The following is a 24636-nucleotide window of genomic DNA, read 5'->3' as shown; positions in this document are numbered from 1 at the left end:
GGGTGTTCTATGTATTTCTATCAACCTTCACAGGGACATGGCCTGCCGCACGACCCGCTAAACGCGATTATCGGACCACGGCCCATCGGCTGGATTTCTTCTCTGGACGCCGCCGGGCAACGCAACCTTGCTCCCTACAGCTTCTTTAACTGCTTTAACTATCGGCCACCAATTATTGGCTTTGCCAGCAGCGGATGGAAAGACAGTGTACAGAATATTGTCGAAACCAAAGAATTTGTCTGGAACCTCGCGACCCGCGAGCTGGCCGAAGCCATGAACGAGACCTCGGCCAGCATTCCGCGCAGCGAAGATGAGTTTGCCCGTGGCGGGTTGACCCCCGCAGCCAGCCGCCTCATCGCCGCACCTCGGGTCGCAGAAAGCCCGGTGAACTTCGAATGTCGGCTATCGCAATGCATTCGCCTGACCACCGCCGACGGGGACGCTGTCGATAGCTGGCTGGTTCTGGGTGAAGTCGTGGCGGTGCATATCGACGATACCCTGCTGGAAAATGGCATTTATCAGACCGCAAAGGCCCGGCCGATTCTGCGCGCCGGTGGGCCGAGCGCCTACTACACGATTGATGAGAGCCTGCGCTTCGATCTGATCCGTCCGGACGCACGCTAGCGCCTGCAGCACCTCCATCCTCTGTTGCCCGGCCGGCTGGTCAGGCAACAGTTTTTTCTGCCAGCCTGATGCCCAAAAAAAACCTTTGGTTTCGCTGATTTATCCCACCGCTGCTGCCAGAAAGACCTAAACTTAAAGTATGTCCCATGCTGTTAATGAGGATATGCTCATGAAAAGACATCCGCTGTTACTCATCCCCTTCGTCTTTGCCACCCTCTCTTTTATTGCCCATGCCGGGACGCTCCCACCGTCGGTCAGCGACGAGAGCGGCCCGTTACGCCCGGTCGGTAGCGTATCGGCTTCCGGCGCCAGCAATCTCGATGATTTAGAAGCGAAACTGGCGGAAAAGGCCCGGGAACAAGGAGCTGTCGCCTGGCGCATCAACGCTGCCAACGGCAGTAATAAAATGTCGGGCACCGCCATTATCTATAAGTAATGTTCATGTTTACGGGCCAGCCCGACTAGCTCGCTGGCCCTGACATAGCCCACAGGCCCGCCGCGGTTCGGTATCTCTATTTATGTAGAAAAATGCAGTTCATGTAAATAAATGTGTTTATTTTTCTATTAATGAGTGATAAAAATTCGCCGTCATTTGATAATAGTTATCAAAATCATTATCAAACGCATTGTTATTTTAACAAATCACCTGCAGTGGACACCACGAAGCATTGCTTTGCTAGTGGTCATAATGACTAATTAAAACAATAAGTTGCTCATTGAAAATGGATAAAAAACATCAGCTACCGTTCAGTAGCTTTAGCTCGCTGACAATTTTCACCGGCCTGTGTCTCAGCCTTTCTCCAACAGGTCAGGTACTGGCAGCCGACAGCACTGAACAACATGCCGACGAAACGCTAGTTGTTGAAGCGCAAACCCCGTCGTTATATGCCCCGGCACAATCCGCCGATCCGAAGTTTTCCCGCCCGATCGTTGACACGACCCGAACGGTTACGGTGGTCTCCGAGCAGGTGATGAAAGATCAAGGCGTCACTAACCTGACCGATGCGCTGAAAAACGTCCCGGGCGTCGGGGCCTTCTATGCCGGTGAAAACGGCAACTCATCGACCGGTGATGCGATCTACATGCGCGGGGCCGACACCTCCAACAGCATTTACGTTGACGGTATTCGCGATATCGGCAGCGTCACCCGCGACACCTTCAATACCGAGCAGGTTGAAGTGATCAAAGGCCCGTCCGGTTCCGACTACGGACGCAGCGCGCCAACCGGCTCGATCAATATGATCAGTAAACAACCTCGTCTTGCCTCCGGCATTGATGCCTCCGTCAGCGCAGGTAGTGCCTGGTCCCGCCGCGGTACACTGGATATTAACCAGGAAATTGGCGACACCAGCGCCGTGCGCCTGAATTTGATGGGTGAGAAAAACCACGATGCCGGACGGGATCGTGTCGAAAATGAGCGTTACGGCGTGGCGCCTTCAATCGCCTTTGGCCTCGACACCGGGACGCGCCTGTATCTTAACTATCTGCATGTCACCCAGCACAATACGCCTGACGGCGGCATCCCGACCATTGGCCTGCCGGGATATTCCGCACCGTCCGCTGGTACCGCCGCCCTCAACAGCTCCGGTAAAGTTGCCACCAGCAATTTCTACGGTACGGATTCCGATTACGACGACTCCACTACCGATACCGTGACCATGCGCTTCGAGCACGATCTTAACGACACCACCACGATCCGCAACACCACCCGCTGGTCACGCGTGAAGCAGGATTACCTGATGACCGCCATCATGGGCGGCGCGTCCAACATCACCCAACCCGATCCGAATGACGTGGGTACCTGGACCTGGTCGCGCAACATGAACACCAAAGACGTCAGCAATAAAATCGTCACCAACCAGACCAACCTGACCTCGAACTTCTACACCGGCACGGTGGAGCATGACGTGAGCACCGGCATCGAGTTCACCCGCGAAACCCAGGTCAACTATGGGGTTTACCCTATTACCGCGCCACCGGTGAACATCTACCACCCGAACAGCGGCGTTTCCGTGGGTGGTCTGAACCCCAGCGGCGCCAATGCCAACGGGCAGACGGATACCTTCGGCGTATATGCCTTCGACACGCTGCAGATCACCCGTGATTTCGAGATTAACGGCGGAATCCGTCTGGACAGCTACCAGACCAAATACGACAGCTCAAGCCTGTGTGGCGGTACCGGCCGTGGTGCCATAGCCTGCCCGACCGGCGTGGCGAAAAATACTCCGGTAACCACCGTCGATACGTCCACCAGCGGCAACCTGGTTAACTGGAAAGCCGGGGCGCTGTATCATCTGACCGATAGCGGCAATATCTACGTCAACTACGCTATCTCGCAGCAACCACCGGGCGGCAACAACTTCGCCCTGGCGCAGAGCGGTACCGGCAACAGCGCCAGCCGCACTGACTTCAAGCCGCAAAAAGCAAAAACCAGCGAAGTGGGCACCAAGTGGGAGCTGTTAGATAAGCGTCTGCTGCTGACGGCGGCGATTTTCCGTACCGACATTGAGAATGAAGTCGAGCAAAATGACGACGGTACTTACTCGCAGTACGGTAAAAAGCGGGTAGAAGGCTATGAGCTGTCTCTGGCCGGCAATATTACCCCGGACTGGCAGGTCATCGGCGGCTATACCCAGCAGCGTGCCAGCATCAGTGAAGGGGCTAACGTGGCCCAGGACGGTACCAGCGCGTTACCGTACACCCCGGAACACGCCTTTACCGTCTGGAGCCAGTACCAGGCCACCGATGCGATTGCGCTTGGCGCAGGCGCACGTTATGTTGGCAGCATGCGTCGCGGAAGCGATGGTGCCGTCGGGACGCCGTCCCATACCGAAGGTTACTGGGTGGCCGATGCCAAAGTTGGCTATCGTATCAACCGTAACGTCGATCTGCAGCTGAACGTCTATAACCTGTTTGATACCCATTACGTCGCCTCCATCAACAAGAGCGGCTATCGTTATCACCCGGGCGAGCCGCGCACGTTCCTGCTAAGCGCCAATGTGCATTTCTGATCCGATACGGGGCGTTAACGCCCCGTTTTCTCTGGAGAAACAAAGATGATGTACCATATTCCTGCCGTCCTCAGCCCGCAGGACGTTGCCGCGTTTAACCAGCGCTTGCAGCAGGCCGAATGGGTAGACGGTCGCGCCACTACCGGCGATCAGGGCGCGCAGGTGAAGAAAAACCAGCAGGTGGATACCCGCAGCCCGCTGTATGACGAACTGCAGAACCACGTGCTGGCGGCGTTAAATCGCAGCGCGCTGTTTTTCGCGGCAGCGTTGCCGAAAACGATCTCCAGCCCGCTGTTTAACCGCTACCAGCAGAGTGAAACCTACGGTTTTCACGTTGACGGCGCGGTACGCAGCCACGCCCAGAACGGCTGGATGCGCACCGATCTTTCCGCCACGCTGTTCCTGAGCGCCCCGGAAAGCTATGAAGGCGGCGAACTGGTGATTAACGACACCTACGGTCAGCATTCGGTCAAACTGCCGGCCGGCGATCTGGTGCTCTACCCTTCCAGCAGCCTGCACTCGGTCATGCCGGTCACTCAAGGCGTGCGCGTGGCCTCTTTTCTGTGGGTACAGTCGATGATTCGCGACGACAAACGGCGCGGCATGCTGTTCGAGCTGGATCGCAATATTCAGACCCTGAAAAGCCGCCACGGCGAAAGTGACGAAGTGCTGTCGCTGCTCAACCTCTATCACAACCTGCTGCGGGAATGGTCAGAAATCTGACCCATATTGATACTTTTTCTGCGCCCACTGTTCTATAGACTGAATCATGCAGGTTGCATGACAACGACGTGTTAGACGTTGTTGAACTTACCGTATGATCAACACGTTGCATGATTGACTAACAATTTTTAGTCGTAGAAATGAAAAAGCCCCAGCAATAAAACACCGGGGCTTTTAAGATACTTTCAAATTAATATTCAAAATTAATCAACTTAATTATTTAATACTACTACTAAGATGTACATGTTTTACAGGATATATCGGTACCTCAGATGCTGCTATCCTCCTGAAATCCTGTTAGATCAACTTCTATCCTGTGTATTTCATCGAGAATTATCCTTACGACATTTCTCAACAAGTACATCGCCCGCGCGATATATACTCTTTGATGCGTTGCCTTACTATCTTCGCTGTTTTTCCGATGTCGTGCCTGTTACCTATCGGACTGCGAAATAACATTCAACAACAAGACCTTACATCATCGCGCCATCGTCCACATTATGCGATTGTAGAGCTTTACTACGCGGCCTTAAATCCTCTTCACACGAGCCTGAACTTTTTGCTCAATGCACAAGAACCCAAACAAAAATACTTCGTGGCCTTTATCGCATCTAACTTACTTAACCTACTAAATCACCGGTTAATAAACTTCTGACTTGATTCCACACCGGTGATAAGGTCAATCTACTCGTTATTAATCATCTGTCAACACTGTATTTTTAAACAGTTCACTTGAGATTATCCTAACCCTGAACAGAGGTGTTTAATCAGTCAACTCAGGGTCAGCGTGATAACGCCAGGAATACTGCAGGGTATATACTGTACATAAGCAACATAGTGTGGAGGTACAGCATGGCATCAGGCTGGACAAACGACGGCGCAGTACAGGATCAAATCGACAGTACCATCGACGATGCGGTCGCGCGGGCGAGAAATGCGCTTCCCAGCGGCGAGAGCCACAAATTTTGTGATGAATGCGGAGAGCCGATTCCGGAGGCCCGCCGTAAGGCGATCCCGGGGGTCAGATTCTGCGTGAAGTGCCAACAGGATAAAGATTTACATAACAATACATTTTCAGGATATAATCGCAGAGGATCCAAGGACAGCCAGCTTCGCTGACTCTCCTTTACCGTTCATTACCGCAGAAGGCGTTATCTTTTCGCGCACGTTTTTTGGCGAATAAAGTAGCAATCTGTGCCCTTCAAAGTTTCTTCACGCCGCTATCGCCTTTGCGGTGACTGTCGTGGAAAATAATTTATTAATATTCAATAAATTAATAATGATTCAAAAAATTTGATGGAGACTGTTAATTTCCTTCGATTTTATATCTCGCAAAAAAACGTGATACTTATCACATCGACGGAACATCGTCCCCTTAACAAAATAACCTGCGAGAGATTGACTATGAAAACCATTAAATATGCTGCCGCTGCTATTGCTCTGTCTGCCCTGTCCTTTGGCGCTTTTGCCGCTCAGCCGGTAACGTCGGCTCAGGCTGAAAGCATGAACAAAATCGGTGTTGTTTCTGCGGAAGGCGCAACGACGCTGGACGGTCTGGAAGCAAAACTGGCTGAGAAAGCAAGTGCTGCTGGCGCAACCGGCTACAGCATCACTTCTGCGAACAGCAACAACAAATTGAGCGGTACCGCGGTTATCTATAAATAAGCGCGACGCACAGTCATACAGTATTACCCCCTGAAAAACCCTTGAAATACCCTTGTTTGCCCGTCCGTGCCACCGGACGGGCTTTTTTTTGCGTGCTATCCGCAAGCGACCAACAAGAGACCCGCGAGCTACCAGTGCTCTGCGACTTTCGCCAGCCCCTGCTCAAGCGTGGCCGATTCGCCAGTCGCAACCAGGCAGCATGCCAGCTGAATACGCAGCGACGGCGGCAGCGGTTCGCTCCCTGCCATGCAGCGCTCGATCCAGCGAGCGGTCACCAACGGATCTTTCGATTCCGGAAGTACCACAGGCGCATCCGCGGCCTCAGTTTGCCGTTCATACAATACCTGCGCTTGCGCCCCCGCGATCAGGCTAATCTGCGGACAACGCTGCGGGTTGGCATACACTTCACCCTCCGTGCCGTGCATCAATAACGCCCGGCCGCCGGTCTCGGCAAAAAAGGCGGCAACCCGGCCGACATACTCCGGATGCGAGACGCTCGACAGACGCAGCGCAGCATCTTCGGCAAACGGCGTCGCCAGTTTCGCCAGAGTATGCGCACTGTTACGCACCCCCATCCGCCAGCGCAGGGCAAGTTGCTTTTCCAGCGGTGGGCAGAATGCGCCGACCGGAATATAGACCGGCTCGTGGCTGTCCAGCCGGGCCTGCGCCTGGCCGGCATGTCTCGTTGCCGGGATACCCATCAGCTCAAAAATCGTTTCGGTCAGTACCCGGGTTGGATCGTGGCTGACGCCATGAACCACCACCGGGAAGCCGAGCTTATGCAGCAGCACCGCCAGCAGCGGCGTCAGGTTGGCCTGTTTACGCGCGCCGTTATAGCTGGGGATCACGATCGGCATCGGCCTGGCGACGGGTGGCGTCAGACGCAAGGTCTTCTGCTGCATGGCTTCATAGAAGCCTTTCATTTCCGCTTCGCCTTCGCCTTTAATGCGCAGGGCGATTAAAATCCCGCCCAGCTCCAGCTCGGCTACGTCGCCGTCGAGCATTCGCGAGTAAAGCGCGCGGGCAGTATCCACATCCAGGTCACGCGCGTGATTTTTCCCGCGCCCGACTTCTTTAATGATCTTGCTGTAGTCCATCGAAGACTCCTGTTAGCTGCTCACATCGCCGACATCGCATTATTATCGCCGTTTACGGCGGGTCTGTTTGGCTTTCGTTTTGCCGGTAACCTCAGGGACGGCAGGCTGTTCTATTGGAAAAACGGGTAATGCATTCAGTAGACGCTTACCATAATTTTTGGTCAACAGACGCTTGTCATAAATCACCACTTCGCCCCAGCAGCTATGACTGCGGATAAGGCGGCCGACCTGCTGAATCAGATTGAAAGAGGCGCTGGGCAGACTTTGCACCTCGAACGGGTAGCGATTCAGGCTTTTGAGCCATTCCCCTTCGGTAATCACCACCGGACTGTCGATCGGCGGAAACGCGATTTTATGAATATGTACCTGGCTGAGCAACTCACCTTTAAGATCCAGCCCTTCGGCAAAGGACTGAAGCCCCACCAGCACGCTGCGTTCGCCACCTTCAACCCGCTTGCGGTGCAGTTCCACCAGCCGGTAACGCGGTTTATCGCCCTGTACCAACAGGAGTAAACGCAGGTCGGTGACGTGCTCCAGAAAACGTTGCATCGCCCGGCCGCTGGCAAACAGCACCAGCATCCCGAGATGTTTTTTACTCTCGACCTGCTCACGGAAATAGGCCGCCATTTCGGCGATATGCTGCTCTTCGGTATCGATCAGCGGCTCGTAGTGCATCTGCGGGATAATGATTTTGCCCTGCTCGACGTGGTTGAAGGGGGAATCCAGCGCCACAAAACGGTCGCCCGCTTTCTCCTTCAGCCCGCTCATCTCCTGCAGACGTGAAAAACTGTTCAACGAGCGCAGCGTCGCGGAGGTGACGACAATATGCGGCACGCTGCGCCACAACAATCTTTCGAGCTGATCGCTGACGCGAATGCCGACGCAGTGGAACCAGATATGCGCCTGCCCGTCACGCATATCGCGCGTGACCCATTTTGTCACCGGCGCACCGGAAGATTGGGCCAGCGATGCCAGCCGCCACAGCTTGCTCTGGCTTTCGAACATCCCCAGCGCGCGGTTCATCTGCAGCAGTACCCGGTGCAGACGGACCACATCGTGGCTGCCGGTTTTCTCACCAAGATCGTTAAGGAACAGCTCTGCCAGCCCGCGCAGCATTTCGGTGAGTTTTGCCAGCCGCTGGCAAATGTCCATCACCTCCTGCGGCAGCTCGCCCATCGGGAAGCGATGCTCGGCTTCCTGAGCGGCGGGCAGATACAGAGAAAGAATGTTATTCAGCGAGGCGATCAGCTCATACAGCTCTTCACAGTGGCTGGTCAGACGCTCGGGGTTCGCCAGCGGCGGCGTGGTTTTAGGGCGGAACTGCTCCATGCAGGTCGCCACCAGCTTGCTGAACAGGTCCAGCTGCAGCCGGTACCAAGGGGCCGTCATCTCGGCGCTCATCTCCAGCGCATCGCGGGCGACGTCCGGGAGATGATGGCCTTCATCAAGCACCAGCAGCAGGTTTTTCGGTTCCGGCAGCACCGCTTCGCTCTCCATCGCCGCCATCACCAGCGCATGGTTAGCCACCACCACTTCCGCCTCCTGGATTTCACGCCGGGCGACGAAAAATGGACATTCGCGATAGTAGTGACAGTTGCGGTTCAGGCAGCTGGCTTTATCAGTGCTCAGACGGCTCCACAGCGCATCGTCGACGGGTTTATCGGTATGATCGCGCAGGCCGTCCCACCGGTAGCTGTCGAGATCGCTTTTCAGCGTAGCGCACAGCACCTGCTCGGCCTGATTCTTCGGCGTCAGGTCGTCATCCAGAAACGCCAGCAGGTCCTGCTGCGTGGGCTCGGTGCTGGCCAGCGCAGTCAGGTTACGCGGACACACGTAGCGACCGCGCCCAAAAGCGGCGGTAAAACGCAGGTCGGGGATGATTTTGCGCAGTAGCGGCAGATCTTTGCTGTAAATCTGATCCTGCAGCGCCACGTTGGCGGTACTCACCACCAGCGTTTTCTGCTCCTCGCGTGCGATAGCAATCCCGGGGATCAGATAAGACAGGGTTTTCCCGACGCCGGTGGGGGCTTCAATTGCCAGGTGTCGCCCTTCTTCCCCGGTGAGCGTTTTCGCCACATCAGCAATCATCTGCCGCTGCGGTGGACGGGGAATAAAGTCCGGAATCTGTTCCTGAAGCGCCTTATACCAGGCGGCGATTTGCGTTTTTAGCGCAGTGGTCAAAGCCATGAGAAAACCTGAATACTGTATAAACAGCCACTATTGTGACACTTTTTGCCTGCCGGGAGGAATTTCTTTCTGCGTAATGTGGAATGAGGCTCGGGATTTGACAACGCCCGAGCGCGAGTCGCAGGGCAAGCAGGAAAACGCCCTGGATGACGGCGTAATTGCCACCATCCAGGGGACGTTTACTTCACCAGGCAACGACCCGATGAAGTAAACTGCGGGAGGTGCCGTTACTCAGCCGCCGCGGGTTTACGCGGACGACGGCGACGCTGCTGCTCGCCGGTCGGCTTCGCATCACCGATACGACGAGAAGGCTTAGCCCCGGCTTTCGGCGCCTCGCCATCCTGACGACGTGGAGCAGACTGCTGGCTGCGGCCCTGACCCTGAGCGCTACGCCCCTGGCCCTGACCACCGCGGCCCTGGCCCTGACCACGACCACCGCCGCCACGTTGCTGGCGACCGTTCTGAATCGGCTCGGCTTTGATCGACGGATCCGGCGCATAGCCCGCAACCGCGATACGGGGGATCTCTTTTTTCAGCAGACGTTCGATGTCATGCAGCAGCTTATGCTCGTCGACGCAGACCAGCGACAGCGCTTCGCCGGTGGCGGCAGCACGACCGGTACGACCGATACGGTGAACATAGTCTTCCGGTACGTTTGGCAGCTCGTAGTTCACCACGTGCGGCAGCTCTTCGATATCCAGACCGCGCGCGGCGATATCGGTAGCCACCAGCACGCGAATGCTGCCGGATTTAAAGTCGGCTAAGGCACGGGTACGGGCGCCCTGGCTCTTGTTACCATGAATGGCTGCGCTGCGAATGCCGTCTTTATTCAGTTGCTCGGCCAGATGGTTGGCGCCGTGCTTGGTGCGGGTGAAGACCAGCACTTGCTGCCAGTTACCTTCGCCGATCATCTGTGACAGCAGTTCCCGCTTGCGCTTCTTATCAACGAAATGCACGTGCTGCGTCACCTGCTCGGAAGCGGTGTTACGGCGAGCCACTTCGATCTCCAGCGGGTTATGCAGCAGCTTTTCCGCCAGAGCCTTAATATCGTCAGAGAAGGTGGCGGAGAACAGCAGGTTCTGCCGTTTGGCCGGCAGCTTCGCCAGTACGCGACGAATATCGTGGATAAAGCCCATGTCCAGCATGCGGTCGGCTTCGTCCAGTACCAGCACTTCAACCTTATCGAGGCTGACAGCATTCTGGTGCTCAAGATCCAGCAAACGCCCAGGAGTCGCCACCAGCACATCAACGCCGCTGCGCAGTTTCATCATCTGCGGGTTAATGCTCACGCCGCCGAAGACCACCAGCGAACGGATGTTCAGGTACTTGCTGTAGTCGCGTACGTTTTCGCCGATCTGGGCAGCCAGCTCACGGGTTGGCGTGAGGATCAGCGCACGCACCGGGCGACGGCCTTTAGCATGCGGCTCTTTCTGGATCAGATGCTGCAGCAGCGGCAGCGTAAAGCCCGCCGTTTTGCCGGTGCCGGTCTGGGCGCTGGCCATCAGATCGCGACCCTGCAACACCGCAGGGATCGCCTGCTGCTGAATCGGGGTTGGCTCAAGGTAACCTTGTTCGGCGACGGCGCGCAGGATATCAGGGTTCAGGCCAAGGGAATCAAAAGACATAACAACTCCAAACCGCCCCGGCCCATGACAGGCGTAGTTTTCGGGGAGATTATTGCAAAAGAGATGGCAAAAACCACAATGCCATGAAGGGGCGCAGTCTAGCAGGTTTTGTGACGTAGCGCATAAAATATCCCCTCGGGGTTTTTCCGCCGGATAATCCTCGTCACCCCTGCCTGGCAACGTCGGATGTCACAGAAGTTCATTGAGAGTATTCACCATTCTGGACAGTTCCGCGAACCGGATATACTCTTAATCAATCGATTGATTAATTCTTTGATGCCGCGATGAATACGACACCTGCAACCACCAAAGGCGAACAAGCCAAAAGCCAGCTGATTGCCGCCGCGATCGCCCAGTTTGGTGAATACGGCCAGCATGCCACCACTCGTGATATTGCCGCGCTGGCCGGGCAAAATATCGCCGCGATCCCCTACTATTTCGGCTCGAAAGATGACCTGTATCTCGCCTGCGCGCAGTGGATTGCCGATTTCATCAGCCATAATTTTCATCCTCATGCCGACGCGGCAGAAGCGCTGCTGAATACCCCATCACCGGATAAGGCCGCCATTCGCGGGCTGATCCTACGCGCCTGCCAGAACATGATTTTACTGCTGACCCAGGACGACACGGTGAATCTCAGCAAATTCATCTCTCGCGAGCAGCTCTCGCCAACCCCGGCCTATCAGCTGATCCACAGCCAGGTGATCGCCCCACTTCACCGCTACCTGACCCGCTTAATCGCCGCGTTTACTGGTCTGGACGCCGATGACACACAAATGATTCTGCACACCCACGCGCTGTTGGGGGAGATTCTCGCGTTCCGTCTCGGACGGGAAACCATTTTGCTGCGCACCGGATGGGTGCAGTTCGACGAAGAAAAAACCGAGCAAATTTATCAGGTTGTCGCCTGCCATATTGATTTTGTTCTGCAAGGGTTATCGCAAAGGAGTCTGGGATCATGAAAAAACCCGTCGTTATCGTGTTGGTAGTTTTGCTGCTGATCGCCGCATTCGGCGGCGGCTGGTGGTGGTATCAAAGCAGTCAGCATCGGGAGCTGACCCTGTATGGCAACGTCGATATTCGGACCGTCAACATGAGCTTCCGCGTCGGCGGGCGATTGGCATCGCTGAACGTTGATGAGGGCGATAAGATTCAGGCCGGGCAGACGTTAGGCCAATTGGATCGCGCCCCTTATGAAAACGCCTTACAGCAGGCTCAGGCCAATGTCTCCACCGCCCAGGCGCAATACGACCTGATGATGGCAGGCTACCGGGCGGAAGAGATAGCCCAGGCCGCCGCCGCGGTTAAACAGGCGCAGGCCGCCTATGACTACGCGCAGAACTTCTATCAGCGCCAGCTGGGGTTGCGCCAGAACAGCGCTATCTCGGTGAACGATCTTGAAAACGCGCGTTCCTCCCGTGACCAGGCGCAGGCGACGCTGAAGTCCGCCCAGGACAAACTGCGTCAGTATCGCGCCGGTAACCGCCCGCAGGAAATTGCCCAGGCCAAAGCCAGCCTTGAACAAGCGCAGGCCGCTTTAGCGCAGGCGAAACTTGATCTGCACGATACGACGTTAGTCGCCCCGTCCGATGGCATGCTGATGACCCGCGCCGTCGAGCCGGGCAGCATGCTTAGCGCCGGCGGCACGGTCATGACGCTGTCGTTGACCCATCCGGTGTGGGTTCGCGCCTACATCGATGAACAAAATCTCGGTCAGGCAACGCCCGGTCGTGAAGTGCTGCTGTATACCGATAGCCGCCCGAACCAGCCCTGGCACGGCAAAATCGGCTTCGTCTCACCGACGGCTGAATTTACGCCGAAGACCGTAGAGACGCCGGATTTACGTACCGACCTCGTCTATCGTCTGCGTATTATCGTGACCGATGCCGATGATTCGCTGCGCCAGGGGATGCCGGTTACCATCACCTTCAGCAACGGGAACGGACATGAATGAGGATGTCATCACCCTCAGCGGGCTGACCCGCCGCTTTACTGGCATGGACCGCCCCGCCGTGGCGCCGCTTAACTGCACCATCCACGCCGGTTACGTGACCGGGCTGGTCGGCCCTGACGGCGCGGGGAAAACCACCCTGATGCGCATGCTGGCTGGGCTATTGAAGGCCGACGACGGCAGCGCCAGAGTGCTCGGTTTCGATCCGATTGCCGACGACAGCGCGCTGCACGCGATCCTCGGCTACATGCCGCAGAAATTCGGCCTGTATGAAGACCTGACGGTAATGGAAAACCTCACGCTGTATGCCGATCTGCGCAGCGTCACCGGAGAGGCGCGCAAACAGACCTTCGCCCGGCTGCTGGAGTTTACCTCCCTCGGCCCCTTTACCGACCGGCTGGCGGGGAAGCTGTCCGGCGGGATGAAACAGAAACTGGGCCTCGCCTGCACCCTGGTGGGCGAGCCGAAAGTGCTGCTGCTCGATGAGCCTGGCGTTGGCGTTGACCCGATCTCGCGCCGTGAGCTGTGGCAAATGGTGCACGAACTGGCGGGGGACGGGATGCTGATCCTCTGGAGCACCTCCTACCTTGATGAAGCGGAGCAGTGCCGCGACGTGCTGCTGATGAACGAAGGCCAGCTACTGTACCAGGGCGAGCCGAAAGCCTTGACCCAGACCATGGCCGGGCGCAGCTTCCTGGTCTCCAGCCGCGAGGAGAACAACCGTCGCCTGCTGCAGCGCGCGCTGAAGCTGCCGCAGATCAGCGATGGCGTAATCCAGGGGAAATCAGTCCGGCTGATCCTCAAAAAAGAGGCCACCATTGACGAGGTGCAGCACAACAGCCAGATGCCTGCGCTGGAAATAGCCGAAACCACCCCACGCTTTGAAGATGCTTTTATCGACCTGCTGGGCGGCGCCGCCACCGCCGAATCACCGCTGGGCGAGATAATCCATCGTGTCGAGGGAAACCACGATGAAACGGTTATCGAAGCCCAAAGCCTGACCAAAAAATTTGGCGACTTTGCCGCCACCGACCACGTCGATTTCAGCGTTAAGCGCGGGGAAATTTTCGGCCTGCTCGGCCCCAACGGCGCCGGGAAATCCACCACCTTCAAGATGATGTGCGGCCTGCTGGTGCCGACCTCAGGCAAGTCGCTGGTGCTGGGCATGGATCTGAAAGTCGGATCCGGCAAGGCGCGCCAGCACCTGGGCTATATGGCGCAGAAGTTTTCGCTGTACGGCAACCTGACCGTGGAGCAAAACCTACGCTTCTTCTCCGGCGTATACGGCCTGCGTGGCCGGGCGCAGAACGAGAAAATCGCCCGCATGAGCGACGCCTTTGGCCTTCAAAGCATCGCCAGCCATGCCGCCGATGAGCTGCCGCTCGGTTATAAGCAGCGTCTGGCGCTGGCCTGCTCGCTGATGCATGAGCCGGATATTCTGTTTCTTGATGAGCCGACATCCGGCGTTGACCCCCTCACCCGCCGTGAATTCTGGCTGCATATTAATAGCATGGTGGATAAGGGGGTCACGGTGATGGTCACCACCCACTTTATGGACGAGGCCGAGTATTGCGATCGCATTGGCCTGGTGTACCACGGCAAACTGATCGCCAGCGGCACGCCGGATGCCCTGAAGGCGCTGGCGGCGAACGATGAACAGCCCGATCCCACCATGGAACAGGCGTTTATCACCCTGATTCACGACTGGGATAAGGAGCATGCCCGTGAGCGCTAAGATCCTGTCATGGCGACGCGTCCGCGCCCTGTGTGTCAAAGAGACGCGACAGATTATCCGCGACCCCAGCAGTTGGCTGATTGCGGTGGTCATCCCCCTGCTGCTGCTGTTTATTTTTGGCTACGGTATTAACCTCGACTCCAGCAAGCTGAAAGTCGGCGTTCTGCTGGAGCAGCGCAGCGAAGAGGCGCTGGACTTCGTGCATACCATGACCGGCTCGCCCTATATTGACGCCACGGTCAGCGACAATCGTCAGCAGTTAATTCAGTTGATGCAGGCGGGGAAAATTCGTGGTCTGGTGGTTATCCCGGTCGATTTTGACCAGAAGATGGCGCGCCCCGGCGACGATGCCCCGATTCAGCTCATTACCGACGGCAGCGAGCCCAATACTGCCAACTTTGCCCAGGGCTACATCGAGGGCATCTGGCAAATCTGGCAGCAGCAGCGGGCGGAGGATCGCGGGGAAACCTTCGAACCACTGATTGATGTCCAGATGCGCTACTGGTTCAACCCGGCCGCCATTAGCCAGCACTTTATTATTCCCGGGGCGATTACCATCATTATGACGGTGGTCGGTGCCATTCTGACCTCGCTGGTGGTGGCTCGCGAATGGGAGCGCGGCACTATGGAGGCGCTGCTGTCGACCGAGATCACCCGCGCCGAACTGCTGTTATGTAAGCTGATCCCCTACTATTTCCTTGGCATGCTGGCAATGCTGCTGTGCATGCTGGTGGCGGTCTTTATTCTCGGCGTACCGTTTCGTGGTTCGCTGGTGATCCTGTTTTTGATAACCAGCCTGTTTTTACTCAGCACGCTGGGAATGGGGCTGTTAATTTCGACCATCACCCGCAACCAGTTTAACGCCGCGCAGGTGGCGCTCAACGCTGCCTTTCTGCCGTCGATTATGCTTTCCGGGTTTATTTTCCAGATCGACAGCATGCCGGCGGTGATCCGCGCGGTGACCTACGTGATCCCGGCGCGCTATTTTGTCAGCACACTGCAGAGCCTGTTTCTGGCGGGCAACATTCCGGTAGTGCTGTTGGTGAACACGCTGTTTTTAATTGCCTCGGCGGTGATGTTTATCGGCCTGACGTGGCTGAAGACCAAACGACGTCTGGATTAACATGACGCGCCAACCTGAAATAACAGGCCGTTTACAGGGAGACTGACTATGTTCCATCGCCTATGGACATTAATCCGCAAAGAACTGCAATCGCTGTTGCGCGAACCGCAGACGCGGGCGATTTTGATTATGCCGGTCCTGCTTCAGGTGCTGCTGTTTCCCTTCGCCGCCACCCTGGAAGTCACTAACGCCACCATTGCCATCTACAACGAAGACAACGGTCGTCATGCGGTAGAACTGACCCAGCGTTTCGCCCGGGCCAAGGCATTCACCCACGTGCTGCTGCTGAAAAGCCCGCAGGAGATCCGCCCGACCATCGATGAGCAAAAAGCGTTATTGCTGATCCGCTTCCCGGCGGATTTCTCGCGCAACCTCGACACCAACCAGACCGCGCCGCTCCAGCTGCTGCTCGACGGGCGCAACTCGAACAGCGCGCAGATCGCCGCCAACTATCTGCAGCAGATCGTCAAAAACTATCAGCAGGAGTTGCTGGAAGGGAAAGCGAAACCCAACAACAGCGAGCTGATCGTCCGCAACTGGTACAACCCGAACCTCGACTACAAGTGGTTCGTGGTGCCGTCGCTGATCGCCATGATCACCACTATCGGGGTGATGATCGTCACGTCGCTGTCGGTCGCCCGCGAGCGCGAGCAAGGTACCCTCGATCAGCTACTGGTGTCGCCGCTGGCCACCTGGCAAATTTTCGTCGGTAAAGCGGTACCGGCGCTGATTGTCGCCACCCTTCAGGCCAGCATCGTGCTGGCGATCGGCATCTGGGCCTATCAAATCCCCTTCGCCGGATCGCTGATGCTGTTCTACTTTACGATGGTGGTTTACGGATTGTCGCTGGTGGGCTTTGGGCTGTTGATTTCATCCCTGTGCTCGACGCAGCAGCAGGCTTTTATCGGCGTCTTCGTCTTTATGATGCCGGCGATTTTGCTCTCAGGCTACGTTTCGCCGGTGGAGAATATGCCGCAGTGGTTGCAGGACGTGACCTGGATAAACCCGATTCGTCACTTTACCGACATTACCAAGCAGATTTATTTGAAGGATGCGAGTCTGGATATTGTGTGGGGAAGTTTGTGGCCGTTGCTGGTGATTGCCGCGACTACCGGCTCGGCGGCGTACGCGATGTTTCGCAGAAAAATAGCCTGAACGCTTTAGGGGCTTGCCGTCATCGTTCAGGCTGTGGCTGGGTTGGCTAGCCTGACCAACCCGGCCACACCGCTATCTGTGTTTATGCGGATTTGCGGGGTTGCTACCCTGATGCAGTCCGAACGCTTTAGGGTAGCGGCTTTTATCTTTCGCCAGCAGTGATACCACCGCCGGGCCTGCCAGAATCGCGAGGCCAGCCACGGCCAGCAGCAGATTGTTATGCAGCACGCGAGACAGCAGCCACAGCACAATTACCGCTACGCCAAAGTACCAGGTGGTGGTGAGCTCCTCAAGGAAGTCACCGACGTCACGCCAGCGTGAATCATGGTGACGCTGTAAAAACAGCATCGACAGTAACGTGACACCATACAGCACGCACAGCCCTAATCCGACGTGCACCAACACGCCACTCATCCAACCCATCACCAGTACTGCCACGACCAGTAGATGCAACATAATCTGCCAGCAACTGAGTCCAGTTGCGACGCGTACACGTTGTTGCCACTTCATGGCTTCTCTCCTGAAGGATCTTTATCTATAGCTCAGAGTACCGCACTTTACGGAAAATTCCGTAACACCGCATCTTTTTGTGACACCTACTACACTATTTCATTCAGGAAAGTGACATTGACTGGATAAATATGATCGATAAATCGCACGGATGGTCATTCAATGTACTGACCCTTAACATTCATAAAGGGTTTACGCCGTTTAACCGACGCTTCATGCTGCCGGAGCTGCGTGACGCCGTCAGAAGCGTCAGCGCTGACATCGTGTGTCTGCAGGAAGTTACCGGCGAGCATACTATTCACCCACAGAATGTCGATAACTGGCCAGACGACCCCCATTATGAATTTCTGGCCGATTCGCTGTGGAGCGATTACGCCTACGGGCGCAATGCGGTTTACCCGCAAGGGCATCACGGCAACGCCGTTCTCTCGCGCTTTCCCATTGAATATAATGAAAATATCGATATTTCCGTGGGCGACAGTGAAAAGCGCGGCCTGCTGTACTGTCGGATAGCGGTGCCGCAAAGCACCGTGGCGCTGCACCTGCTCTGCGTGCACCTTGGCCTGAGCGCCCGACAGCGGCGCGCCCAGTTGGCGATGCTCACCGGACGGGTTAATCGCCTGCCCACCGCAGAACCGGTGGTGGTTGCCGGGGACTTTAACGACTGGCGCCAGCAGGCTAATCATCCGCTGAAGGCCCAGGCCGGGCTGGAGGAGATCTTCACCCGCGCCCACGGTCGCCCGGCGAGAACCTTCCCGGCCGGTTTTCCGCTGCTGCGCCTGGATCGGATCTACGTGAAAAATACCCGTGCCAGCCGCCCAACCGCGTTGGCGCGTCATCCCTGGCGTCGCCTGTCGGACCATGCTCCGCTGAGCGTGGAGATTCAGCTATGAAATGCCGTTGGCAGGAAGGAAACCGCATCCGCCTACTGGAAAATGGTGATAACTACTATCCGGCCCTGTTCGCCGCCATTGCGCGCGCGCAGCGCAAAGTGATCCTCGAAACTTTTATCTGGTTTGAAGATGACGTCGGCTGGCGGCTCCACGCGGCGCTGCTCCAGGCCGCCCGGCGTGGGATCCAGGTGGAAGTGCTGCTCGACGGCTACGGCTCACCCGACCTTAGTGCGGGTTTCGTCGATGAACTGAGCGCCGCTGGTGTGATCTTTCGCTACTACGATCCGCGCCCACGACTGCTCGGTATGCGCACCAATCTGTTTCGCCGCATGCATCGCAAAATCGTGGTGATTGATGAAACGACGGCATTCGTCGGGGGTATCAACTACTCCGCCGAACACATGACCGATTACGGCCCGGAAGCGAAACAGGATTATACCGTACAGGTCGAAGGGCCGGTGGTTCTGGATATTCTGCAGTTTGAGCTGGAAAACCTGCCGGATAACGCCTCAACCCGTCGCCGCTGGCTGCGCCGCCGACACCCACCGGAAGTTAACCGCAGCCCCGGAGAAGCCCAGGCGCTGTTTGTCTGGCGGGATAATCACGAACATCGTGATGATATTGAGCGACATTATTTGAAAATGCTGACCAGCGCCCGCCGGGAGGTCATTATCGCCAATGCCTACTTTTTCCCCGGCTACCGGCTGCTGCATGCGATGCGCAATGCCGCCCGCCGCGGCGTGCGGGTAAAGCTGATTGTGCAGGGCGAGCCGGATATTCCCATTGTTAAAGTCGGCGCCCGCCTGCTGTATCGCTATCTGGTCAAAGGGGGCGTGCAGATATTTGAGTACCGCCGCCGCCCGCTGCACGGCAAAGTGGCCCTCGCGGACGATCACTGGGCCACCGTCGGCTCCAGCAATCTCGACCCGCTGAGCCTGTCGTTAAATCTCGAAGCGAACCTGATAATCCACGATCGCGAGTTTAATCAGATCCTGCGCGACAACCTTGATGGACTTATTGCCCGGGACTGCAAGCAGGTGGATAAATCGATGCTGCCCACCCGCAGCTGGTGGAACCTGGGTCAGAGCGTGATTGCCTTCCACTTTTTACGCCACTTCCCGGCCTGGGTCGGCTGGCTGCCGGCCCATACGCCACAGCTGGCGCGGGTCAACCCGCCGGTTCAGCCGGAAATGGAAACCCAGGATCGGCTGGACGCACAAAATCAGGAAGTGTAATAACAGGCAATGATGTGAAGGAGATATCGCCCCGGTCACCTGATAGGTCCCGGGGCGGATAACGGTGGTGGGCGTCTCTTAACGGCGGTTGCCGAAAATACGCAGCAGCATCAGGAACAGGTTGATAAAGTCCAGATACAGCGTCAGGGCGCCGAGAATGGCGTACTTGCGTAGCGTTGAACCGTCGCGGGTATCGATCTGCTCGCCGATGTTTTTCAGCTTCTGGGTGTCATAGGCGGTCAGGCCGACAAAGACAATCACCCCGATGTAGGTAATCACCCACATCAAGGCTTCACTCTTCAGCCAGAAGTTGACCAGTGACGCCAGCACAATACCAATCAAGCCCATAAACAGCATGTTGCCGAAGCCGCTGAGATCGCGTTTGGTGGTATAGCCGTACAGGCTCATGATGCCAAACATCCCGCCGCTGATCACAAAGGTGCTGGCAATCGACGAGTAGGTGTAGACCAGAAAAATGCTGGATAGCGTCAGCCCGGTCAACGCCGAATAGAGCATAAACAGCGTGGTCATCATCCCTGCACTCAACCGCTGTATCATCCCGGAGAGCACGAAGACCAGCGCCAGCTGGGCAATAACCAACCCGATAATGACCAGTTGGCTGGAGAAAATAAACATCCTCACCGCCGGAGTATTGGCGGCAAACCAGGCAACAAAGGCGGTCAGCAGCAGGCCGACCGTCATCCAGCCGTAAACCTGAGCCATATACGTTTGCAGGCCGCTTCGCACCTGAACGATGGAATCTGAACGTGGGAATCTGTCCATGGCTATCTCCTGATTAACACGGTATCTCTGATTAAGAGCCTGGCCCATTAGGCTATTTTATTTGCCATTTTGGTCCTGGGCAGTGCTCACAATCCTCACGTACTGCGTGTACGCTCCGGTTGTTCCGCGCTGTCCGTGCCCAAACTAGCTGCAACAATCTACGCCTACTGGGATAGGCTTTAAGCGTATCACACTACCAGCGCTCTGCCGCCTGACGATCGCTATCGCGGGCGTCCACCCAACGTTCGCCTTGCGGTGTTGCTTCACGCTTCCAGAACGGCGCACGGGTTTTCAGGTAGTCCATAATGAACTCCCCGGCCTCAAAAGCACTGCTACGGTGCGCGCTGGTCACGCCGACAAACACAATCTCTTCGCCCGGCCACATTTCGCCGATGCGGTGAATCACCGTCACCCGACCCAATGCCCAGCGCTCCCGCGCCAGTTCGACGATTTCCGCCAGCGACTTTTCCGTCATCCCCGGATAGTGTTCAAGGGTCAGCGCCTTCACGCTATCGCCAAGATTGTGGTTACGCACTTTGCCGGTGAAGGTCACTACCGCGCCGTCTTCATCGCGTTCGGCCAGCCATGGGTATTCGTCACCCACGCAAAAGCGTGCAGGGCTGACGACAATGCGGGTCTGCGTCATCTTAACCCCCCGTGACCGGTGGGAAAAACGCCACTTCGTCACCGGAAGCCACCGGGTGGTCAAAGCGGGTCAACGTCTGATTGACCGCCGCCAGCAGCTTGCCCGCTTCCAGCGCCAGCGCCCAGCGATCGCCCTGGCTGGCGAGCTGCTGGCGAATGGCTTCCACCGTCAGCGGCGCGTCGGCCTCAAGCGTCAGCGCATCGGTACCGACCAGTTCGCGCACCTGAGCAAAAAACAGAACCTTAATCATGGGTCTCGTCCGCCTTGAAATCACCGGATTTGCCGCCGCTTTTCGCCAGCAGGCGAACCGGGCCAATCACCATATCTTTTTGCACCGCTTTGCACATATCGTAAATCGTCAGCGCCGCAACGGAGGCAGCGGTCAGCGCCTCCATCTCGACCCCGGTTTTCCCAGTCAGGCGACACAGCGTCTCGATGCGTACCCGGTTCTGTTCCGGCAGCGCCTGCAGGTTAACTTCAACCTTGCTCAGCATGAGCGGGTGGCACAGCGGGATCAGCTCCCAGGTCCGTTTGGCGGCCTGAATACCAGCAATACGGGCGGTGGCGAAAACATCGCCTTTATGGTGGCTGCCGTCGACGATCATCGCCAGCGTCGCTGGCTGCATCTCGACCCAGGCTTCGGCCCGGGCTTCACGTACGGTTTCCGCTTTGGCGGAGACGTCCACCATGTGTGCTTCGCCAGCGGCGTTAATATGCGTCAGTTGTGACATCGCTTATTTCTTAAGATGAGAGATAAAGTTGCACGGGCGCGTGCGCGCATCCAGCTGCGGGGCAATGATGTTGTCCCATGCGGTACGGCAGGCTTTGGTTGAACCCGGCATGGCAAAAATAAGGGTATGGTTCGCCACCCCGGCAATGGCCCGGGATTGCAGAGTCGAGGTGCCAATTTCCTCGAAGGAGAGCATACGAAATACTTCACCAAACCCTTCCACTTCGCGATCGAACAACGGCCGGAGCGCTTCCGGCGCCTGATCGCCATCGGTAAAACCGGTCCCGCCGTTAATCAGCACCACCTGGACGTCATCGCTGGCAATCCACGCCGACACCTGGGCGCGAATGGCATAACGGTTCTCTTTCACGATAGCCTTATCGGCGATGTGGTGGCCCGCCTCCTGCGCCGCGTCACGCAGCCAGTGGCCAGAGGTGTCGTCCTCTTCGCCACGACGGCTGGATACGGTGAGAATAGCAATACGGGTCGGGGTAAACTCAGCGCTGGTCTGACTCATCTGTTTGCTCCTTTATTCCCGTCATACTTCAAGTTGCATGAGCGTTGGCTTTCCTCGTTCACCCCAGTCACTTACCTGAGTAAGCTCCTGGGGATTCCCTGCGTCGCCGCCTTCCTGCAACTCGAATTATTTAGGGTATAGAATCAATTATCCGCCAATATACGACAGGTTTTGCGTAATACCGGTGTTGCCCTGATGCAGGAAATGTGTTTGCTTTTTATGGGTTAAGGCTTCAGAAATGCGTGCTTCCAGCGCCGCCTGCTGCTGGTCTTCGGCAAGCAGGTCGCGTAAATCCACGCCACCGTCGCCAAACAGACACAGATGCAGTTTACCCACCGATGAGACACGAAGCCGGTTACAGGTGGCGCAGAAATCTTTCTCGTACGGCATGATAAGGCCAATTTCACCAGCATAATCCGGGTGGCAAAACACCTGCGCCGGACCATCACTGCGCTGGCTAATCTGGTGGATCCAGCCACGGCGCAACAGCTCATCGCGCAGGACCATGCCGGAGATATGGTGACGACGAAACAGATCGCTGCCTTCACCGGTTTCCATCAGTTCAATAAAGCGCAACTGGATGCGACGAGGTTGGATCCACGCCAGGAAGGTGTCGAGCTGATGATGGTTCACATCACGCATCAGCACGGTATTGACCTTCACTTTTTCGAAACCGGCGGCGAAGGCCGCGTCGATACCGTCCATCACCTGCTGAAATTTATCCTGGCCGGTAATCGCGTGAAACTGACGCGCATCGAGGCTATCGACGCTGACGTTAATCGCCGTCAGCCCGGCGTCACGCCACTGCTGCACGTCACGCGCCAGGCGGTAGCCGTTGGTGGTGACTGCAATCTGGCGAATAGCGCTGTTTTCACGCACGGCGGCAATAATGTCAGCAAAATCACGACGTAACGACGGTTCACCGCCGGTCAGGCGCACTTTCTCCGTACCGAGGGACGAAAAGGCACGCGTCACGCGACGCACTTCGTCAACGCTGAGAAAGCCTTTGTTGGTGACCGCGCCAGGCTTGTAGCCATCCGGCAGGCAGTAGGTGCAACGAAAGTTACACACATCGGTAATTGACAGGCGCAAGTAATAAAACTTACGCGCAAACGCGTCGGTAAGCTGGGAAGCCATATACACCTTTCCAAATACGGGAGACGCGGTCATTTCTTTCCACGCCCTGGTGACAGGCGGAGCCGTCACGGCCAAAGCACCATATCTTGCGACACAGGTACAGGGGCTAGAGTGTTAACAGGTTAATGCCGATAGTAGCGCGGATACGACGGTTTCGCCATTTTCCATTTCGTTATATAATTATGTATATATCGATACGATCGTGCATTTTCGTTACAGAATAGCCAAAAACCAGGCTTTTGCATTGATATCGGTCAGTTTGTCAGGATCTGCCCATCGTCTTTTAGGGGTAGATCGGTTACTGTGAGCCCGTTTAATTGATATTAAGGAATCTCTATGCGTACTCGTACGTTCGCCGATCTCGATCGCGTGGTGGCACTGGGCGGCGGGCACGGTTTGGGCCGGGTGATGTCATCGCTCTCTTCGCTCGGATCGCGCCTGACTGGTATTGTCACAACCACCGATAACGGCGGTTCGACGGGTCGTATTCGTCGCTCCGAGGGCGGTATTGCCTGGGGTGATATGCGCAACTGTATTAACCAGTTGATCGCCGAACCCAGCATCGCGTCGGCAATGTTTGAGTATCGTTTTGCCGGTAATGGCGAACTTTCAGGACATAACCTCGGAAATCTGATGTTAAAGGCGCTCGACCACCTGAGCGTGCGGCCTTTAGAGGCCATCAATTTGATCAGAAATCTGCTGAAAGTGGACGCCTTTTTGATCCCGATGTCGGAACAACCGGTGGATTTGATGGCCATTGACCATGAAGGCCATGAAGTTTACGGCGAGGTCAATATTGACCAGTTGCCCTGCGTCCCGCGAGAACTGATGCTTTTCCCACCGGTGCCCACCACTCGTGAAGCAGTGCAGGCCATTGCACAAGCCGATTTAATCCTGATTGGGCCGGGTAGCTTTTACACCAGCCTGCTGCCTATTCTTCTGTTGGATGAGATGGCCCAGGCCCTGCGCCGCACGCCCGCCTCGATGGTGTTTATCGACAACCTTGGCAAAGAGCACAGCCCGGCCGCCAGCCTGACGCTGGCAGACCGCGTCGGGATTATGGAACACTACATCGGCAAGCAGGTGATTGATGCACTGATCGTCGGGCAGAACACCGATATCAGCGGTCTGGAAAACCGGACTATTGTTCAGACGCGACTGGATGCAGTTGATGTCCCCTATCGCCATGACCGGGCGCGCCTGCGCAACGCGCTGGAGGAAGCCATTCAGGCAATGGGTTGATGGACCATAAGATAACAGTGACGCCAGGGCTGCCATCGTTATCTTAA

24 protein-coding genes and 1 riboswitch are annotated in these 24636 nt (G+C 56.6%); of the genes, 14 read left to right on the top strand and 10 right to left on the bottom strand.

Annotated features, from left to right (window positions below):
- Window positions 1-9: 9 nt before the first annotated feature.
- The 6 genes from ACMYSO_RS21655 to ybiJ all read left to right on the top strand — a co-directional run bounded on the left by ACMYSO_RS21655 (window position 10) and on the right by ybiJ (window position 6023).
- Complete coding sequence (locus tag ACMYSO_RS21655) at window positions 10-624, top strand: flavin reductase family protein (RefSeq protein WP_434667729.1); 615 nt, start codon at window positions 10-12, stop codon at window positions 622-624.
- Between the two features lie 169 nt (window positions 625-793).
- Window positions 794-1060 carry a YdgH/BhsA/McbA-like domain containing protein gene (locus tag ACMYSO_RS21650; protein ID WP_434667726.1) on the top strand — a complete coding sequence of 89 codons (267 nt, stop codon included), beginning with the start codon at window positions 794-796 and terminating at the stop codon, window positions 1058-1060.
- Between the two features lie 286 nt (window positions 1061-1346).
- Window positions 1347-3635 carry a catecholate siderophore receptor Fiu gene (locus ACMYSO_RS21645; RefSeq protein WP_434667723.1) on the top strand — a complete coding sequence of 763 codons (2289 nt, stop codon included), beginning with the start codon at window positions 1347-1349 and terminating at the stop codon, window positions 3633-3635.
- A gap of 45 nt (window positions 3636-3680) precedes the next feature.
- The gene (ybiX, locus tag ACMYSO_RS21640) at window positions 3681-4358 is read left to right on the top strand and encodes a PKHD-type hydroxylase YbiX (protein WP_123756064.1); all 678 of its coding nucleotides are present in this window, start codon (window positions 3681-3683) and stop codon (window positions 4356-4358) included.
- A gap of 852 nt (window positions 4359-5210) precedes the next feature.
- Window positions 5211-5477: a DksA/TraR family C4-type zinc finger protein gene (locus ACMYSO_RS21635; RefSeq protein WP_434667720.1), complete on the top strand. Its 267-nt coding sequence runs from the start codon at window positions 5211-5213 to the stop codon at window positions 5475-5477.
- Window positions 5478-5762: 285 nt separating this feature from the next.
- A complete protein-coding gene (gene ybiJ / locus ACMYSO_RS21630; protein WP_434585822.1) occupies window positions 5763-6023 on the top strand; it encodes a DUF1471 family protein YbiJ in 261 nt (86 codons plus the stop codon).
- 128 nt (window positions 6024-6151) lie between these two features.
- Here the strand turns inward: ybiJ and ybiB are convergent, their stop codons facing one another.
- From ybiB to rhlE, 3 genes are all read right to left on the bottom strand, one after another.
- Complete coding sequence (gene ybiB / locus ACMYSO_RS21625) at window positions 6152-7120, bottom strand: DNA-binding protein YbiB (protein ID WP_434667717.1); 969 nt, start codon at window positions 7118-7120, stop codon at window positions 6152-6154.
- A 42-nt stretch (window positions 7121-7162) separates the two neighbouring features.
- Window positions 7163-9307: an ATP-dependent DNA helicase DinG gene (dinG, locus tag ACMYSO_RS21620; RefSeq protein WP_434667714.1), complete on the bottom strand. Its 2145-nt coding sequence runs from the start codon at window positions 9305-9307 to the stop codon at window positions 7163-7165.
- A gap of 227 nt (window positions 9308-9534) precedes the next feature.
- Window positions 9535-10932, bottom strand: coding sequence for an ATP-dependent RNA helicase RhlE (rhlE, locus tag ACMYSO_RS21615; RefSeq protein WP_434667711.1), 1398 nt, complete (start codon window positions 10930-10932; stop codon window positions 9535-9537).
- A gap of 284 nt (window positions 10933-11216) precedes the next feature.
- On the opposite strand from rhlE, the gene cecR reads away from it, so the two are divergent.
- From cecR to ACMYSO_RS21590, 5 genes are read left to right on the top strand one after another with little or no spacing between them, the layout of a single operon-like run.
- Window positions 11217-11894 carry a transcriptional regulator CecR gene (cecR, locus tag ACMYSO_RS21610; RefSeq protein WP_434667708.1) on the top strand — a complete coding sequence of 226 codons (678 nt, stop codon included), beginning with the start codon at window positions 11217-11219 and terminating at the stop codon, window positions 11892-11894.
- On the top strand, window positions 11891-12886 hold the full coding sequence (gene hlyD / locus ACMYSO_RS21605) for a secretion protein HlyD (protein WP_434667706.1): 996 nt from the start codon (window positions 11891-11893) through the stop codon (window positions 12884-12886). The genes cecR and hlyD overlap by 4 nt, the downstream gene beginning before the upstream one ends.
- The gene (locus tag ACMYSO_RS21600; RefSeq protein ID WP_434667703.1) at window positions 12879-14618 is read left to right on the top strand and encodes an ATP-binding cassette domain-containing protein; all 1740 of its coding nucleotides are present in this window, start codon (window positions 12879-12881) and stop codon (window positions 14616-14618) included. The genes hlyD and ACMYSO_RS21600 overlap by 8 nt, the downstream gene beginning before the upstream one ends.
- Complete coding sequence (locus ACMYSO_RS21595) at window positions 14608-15741, top strand: ABC transporter permease (protein ID WP_174508437.1); 1134 nt, start codon at window positions 14608-14610, stop codon at window positions 15739-15741. The genes ACMYSO_RS21600 and ACMYSO_RS21595 overlap by 11 nt, the downstream gene beginning before the upstream one ends.
- 48 nt (window positions 15742-15789) lie before the next feature.
- On the top strand, window positions 15790-16896 hold the full coding sequence (locus ACMYSO_RS21590) for an ABC transporter permease (protein ID WP_434585830.1): 1107 nt from the start codon (window positions 15790-15792) through the stop codon (window positions 16894-16896).
- A gap of 72 nt (window positions 16897-16968) precedes the next feature.
- On the opposite strand, the gene ACMYSO_RS21585 is transcribed toward ACMYSO_RS21590, so the two are convergent.
- Window positions 16969-17406 carry a YbhQ family protein gene (locus ACMYSO_RS21585; protein WP_434585831.1) on the bottom strand — a complete coding sequence of 146 codons (438 nt, stop codon included), beginning with the start codon at window positions 17404-17406 and terminating at the stop codon, window positions 16969-16971.
- Window positions 17407-17537: 131 nt separating this feature from the next.
- On the opposite strand from ACMYSO_RS21585, the gene ACMYSO_RS21580 reads away from it, so the two are divergent.
- Together ACMYSO_RS21580 and clsB are read left to right on the top strand one after the other, a co-directional pair.
- Window positions 17538-18299 (top strand): endonuclease/exonuclease/phosphatase family protein, encoded by a 762-nt coding sequence (locus ACMYSO_RS21580; protein ID WP_434667700.1) that lies wholly within the window; start codon window positions 17538-17540, stop codon window positions 18297-18299.
- Window positions 18296-19534, top strand: coding sequence for a cardiolipin synthase ClsB (gene clsB, locus ACMYSO_RS21575; protein ID WP_434667697.1), 1239 nt, complete (start codon window positions 18296-18298; stop codon window positions 19532-19534). The genes ACMYSO_RS21580 and clsB overlap by 4 nt, the downstream gene beginning before the upstream one ends.
- A 78-nt stretch (window positions 19535-19612) precedes the next feature.
- Here clsB and ACMYSO_RS21570 read toward each other — a convergent pair whose 3' ends face one another.
- From ACMYSO_RS21570 to moaA, 6 genes are all read right to left on the bottom strand, one after another.
- Window positions 19613-20317, bottom strand: a complete 705-nt coding sequence (locus tag ACMYSO_RS21570; RefSeq protein ID WP_434667694.1) for a Bax inhibitor-1/YccA family protein — start codon at window positions 20315-20317, stop codon at window positions 19613-19615.
- A gap of 193 nt (window positions 20318-20510) precedes the next feature.
- A complete protein-coding gene (gene moaE, locus ACMYSO_RS21565; RefSeq protein ID WP_434667691.1) occupies window positions 20511-20963 on the bottom strand; it encodes a molybdopterin synthase catalytic subunit MoaE in 453 nt (150 codons plus the stop codon).
- A gap of 1 nt (window position 20964) precedes the next feature.
- Window positions 20965-21213, bottom strand: coding sequence for a molybdopterin synthase sulfur carrier subunit (gene moaD, locus ACMYSO_RS21560; RefSeq protein ID WP_434667688.1), 249 nt, complete (start codon window positions 21211-21213; stop codon window positions 20965-20967).
- The gene (moaC, locus tag ACMYSO_RS21555) at window positions 21206-21694 is read right to left on the bottom strand and encodes a cyclic pyranopterin monophosphate synthase MoaC (RefSeq protein ID WP_434585837.1); all 489 of its coding nucleotides are present in this window, start codon (window positions 21692-21694) and stop codon (window positions 21206-21208) included. The genes moaD and moaC overlap by 8 nt, the downstream gene beginning before the upstream one ends.
- A gap of 3 nt (window positions 21695-21697) precedes the next feature.
- Window positions 21698-22210 carry a molybdenum cofactor biosynthesis protein B gene (gene moaB / locus ACMYSO_RS21550; RefSeq protein ID WP_434667685.1) on the bottom strand — a complete coding sequence of 171 codons (513 nt, stop codon included), beginning with the start codon at window positions 22208-22210 and terminating at the stop codon, window positions 21698-21700.
- A 147-nt stretch (window positions 22211-22357) separates the two neighbouring features.
- On the bottom strand, window positions 22358-23347 hold the full coding sequence (moaA, locus tag ACMYSO_RS21545) for a GTP 3',8-cyclase MoaA (RefSeq protein WP_434585839.1): 990 nt from the start codon (window positions 23345-23347) through the stop codon (window positions 22358-22360).
- Window positions 23335-23473: riboswitch (molybdenum cofactor riboswitch) on the bottom strand. (Overlaps the previous gene by 13 nt.)
- Window positions 23474-23683: 210 nt before the next feature.
- On the opposite strand from moaA, the gene yvcK reads away from it, so the two are divergent.
- Window positions 23684-24589, top strand: a complete 906-nt coding sequence (gene yvcK, locus ACMYSO_RS21540; RefSeq protein ID WP_434667682.1) for a uridine diphosphate-N-acetylglucosamine-binding protein YvcK — start codon at window positions 23684-23686, stop codon at window positions 24587-24589.
- Window positions 24590-24636 lie beyond the last annotated feature (47 nt).

It is taken from the genome of Klebsiella sp. B345, from assembly GCF_051131735.1.
In the GTDB taxonomy this organism is placed as follows: domain Bacteria; phylum Pseudomonadota; class Gammaproteobacteria; order Enterobacterales; family Enterobacteriaceae; genus Klebsiella.
Note: the sequence above shows the minus strand (reverse complement) of the source record. Positions and strands in the feature narration are given on the sequence as shown.

Excerpts from the sequence above, each read along its gene's own strand:
- ybiJ (WP_434585822.1), top strand. The coding sequence starts at position 5,763 with ATGAAAACCATTAAATATGCTGCCGCTGCTATTGCTCTGTCTGCCCTG.
- ACMYSO_RS21650 (WP_434667726.1), top strand. The coding sequence starts at position 794 with ATGAAAAGACATCCGCTGTTACTCATCCCCTTCGTCTTTGCCACCCTC.
- rhlE (WP_434667711.1), bottom strand. The coding sequence starts at position 10,932 with ATGTCTTTTGATTCCCTTGGCCTGAACCCTGATATCCTGCGCGCCGTC.
- yvcK (WP_434667682.1), top strand. The coding sequence starts at position 23,684 with ATGCGTACTCGTACGTTCGCCGATCTCGATCGCGTGGTGGCACTGGGC.
- cecR (WP_434667708.1), top strand. The coding sequence starts at position 11,217 with ATGAATACGACACCTGCAACCACCAAAGGCGAACAAGCCAAAAGCCAG.
- moaC (WP_434585837.1), bottom strand. The coding sequence starts at position 21,694 with ATGTCACAACTGACGCATATTAACGCCGCTGGCGAAGCACACATGGTG.
- ACMYSO_RS21570 (WP_434667694.1), bottom strand. The coding sequence starts at position 20,317 with ATGGACAGATTCCCACGTTCAGATTCCATCGTTCAGGTGCGAAGCGGC.
- ybiB (WP_434667717.1), bottom strand. The coding sequence starts at position 7,120 with ATGGACTACAGCAAGATCATTAAAGAAGTCGGGCGCGGGAAAAATCAC.
- moaD (WP_434667688.1), bottom strand. The coding sequence starts at position 21,213 with ATGATTAAGGTTCTGTTTTTTGCTCAGGTGCGCGAACTGGTCGGTACC.
- hlyD (WP_434667706.1), top strand. The coding sequence starts at position 11,891 with ATGAAAAAACCCGTCGTTATCGTGTTGGTAGTTTTGCTGCTGATCGCC.
- ACMYSO_RS21580 (WP_434667700.1), top strand. The coding sequence starts at position 17,538 with ATGATCGATAAATCGCACGGATGGTCATTCAATGTACTGACCCTTAAC.
- moaE (WP_434667691.1), bottom strand. The coding sequence starts at position 20,963 with ATGACGCAGACCCGCATTGTCGTCAGCCCTGCACGCTTTTGCGTGGGT.
- ACMYSO_RS21645 (WP_434667723.1), top strand. The coding sequence starts at position 1,347 with ATGGATAAAAAACATCAGCTACCGTTCAGTAGCTTTAGCTCGCTGACA.
- ACMYSO_RS21600 (WP_434667703.1), top strand. The coding sequence starts at position 12,879 with ATGAATGAGGATGTCATCACCCTCAGCGGGCTGACCCGCCGCTTTACT.
- ACMYSO_RS21635 (WP_434667720.1), top strand. The coding sequence starts at position 5,211 with ATGGCATCAGGCTGGACAAACGACGGCGCAGTACAGGATCAAATCGAC.
- moaB (WP_434667685.1), bottom strand. The coding sequence starts at position 22,210 with ATGAGTCAGACCAGCGCTGAGTTTACCCCGACCCGTATTGCTATTCTC.
- dinG (WP_434667714.1), bottom strand. The coding sequence starts at position 9,307 with ATGGCTTTGACCACTGCGCTAAAAACGCAAATCGCCGCCTGGTATAAG.
- ACMYSO_RS21590 (WP_434585830.1), top strand. The coding sequence starts at position 15,790 with ATGTTCCATCGCCTATGGACATTAATCCGCAAAGAACTGCAATCGCTG.
- clsB (WP_434667697.1), top strand. The coding sequence starts at position 18,296 with ATGAAATGCCGTTGGCAGGAAGGAAACCGCATCCGCCTACTGGAAAAT.
- ACMYSO_RS21655 (WP_434667729.1), top strand. The coding sequence starts at position 10 with ATGTATTTCTATCAACCTTCACAGGGACATGGCCTGCCGCACGACCCG.
- ACMYSO_RS21585 (WP_434585831.1), bottom strand. The coding sequence starts at position 17,406 with ATGAAGTGGCAACAACGTGTACGCGTCGCAACTGGACTCAGTTGCTGG.
- ybiX (WP_123756064.1), top strand. The coding sequence starts at position 3,681 with ATGATGTACCATATTCCTGCCGTCCTCAGCCCGCAGGACGTTGCCGCG.
- moaA (WP_434585839.1), bottom strand. The coding sequence starts at position 23,347 with ATGGCTTCCCAGCTTACCGACGCGTTTGCGCGTAAGTTTTATTACTTG.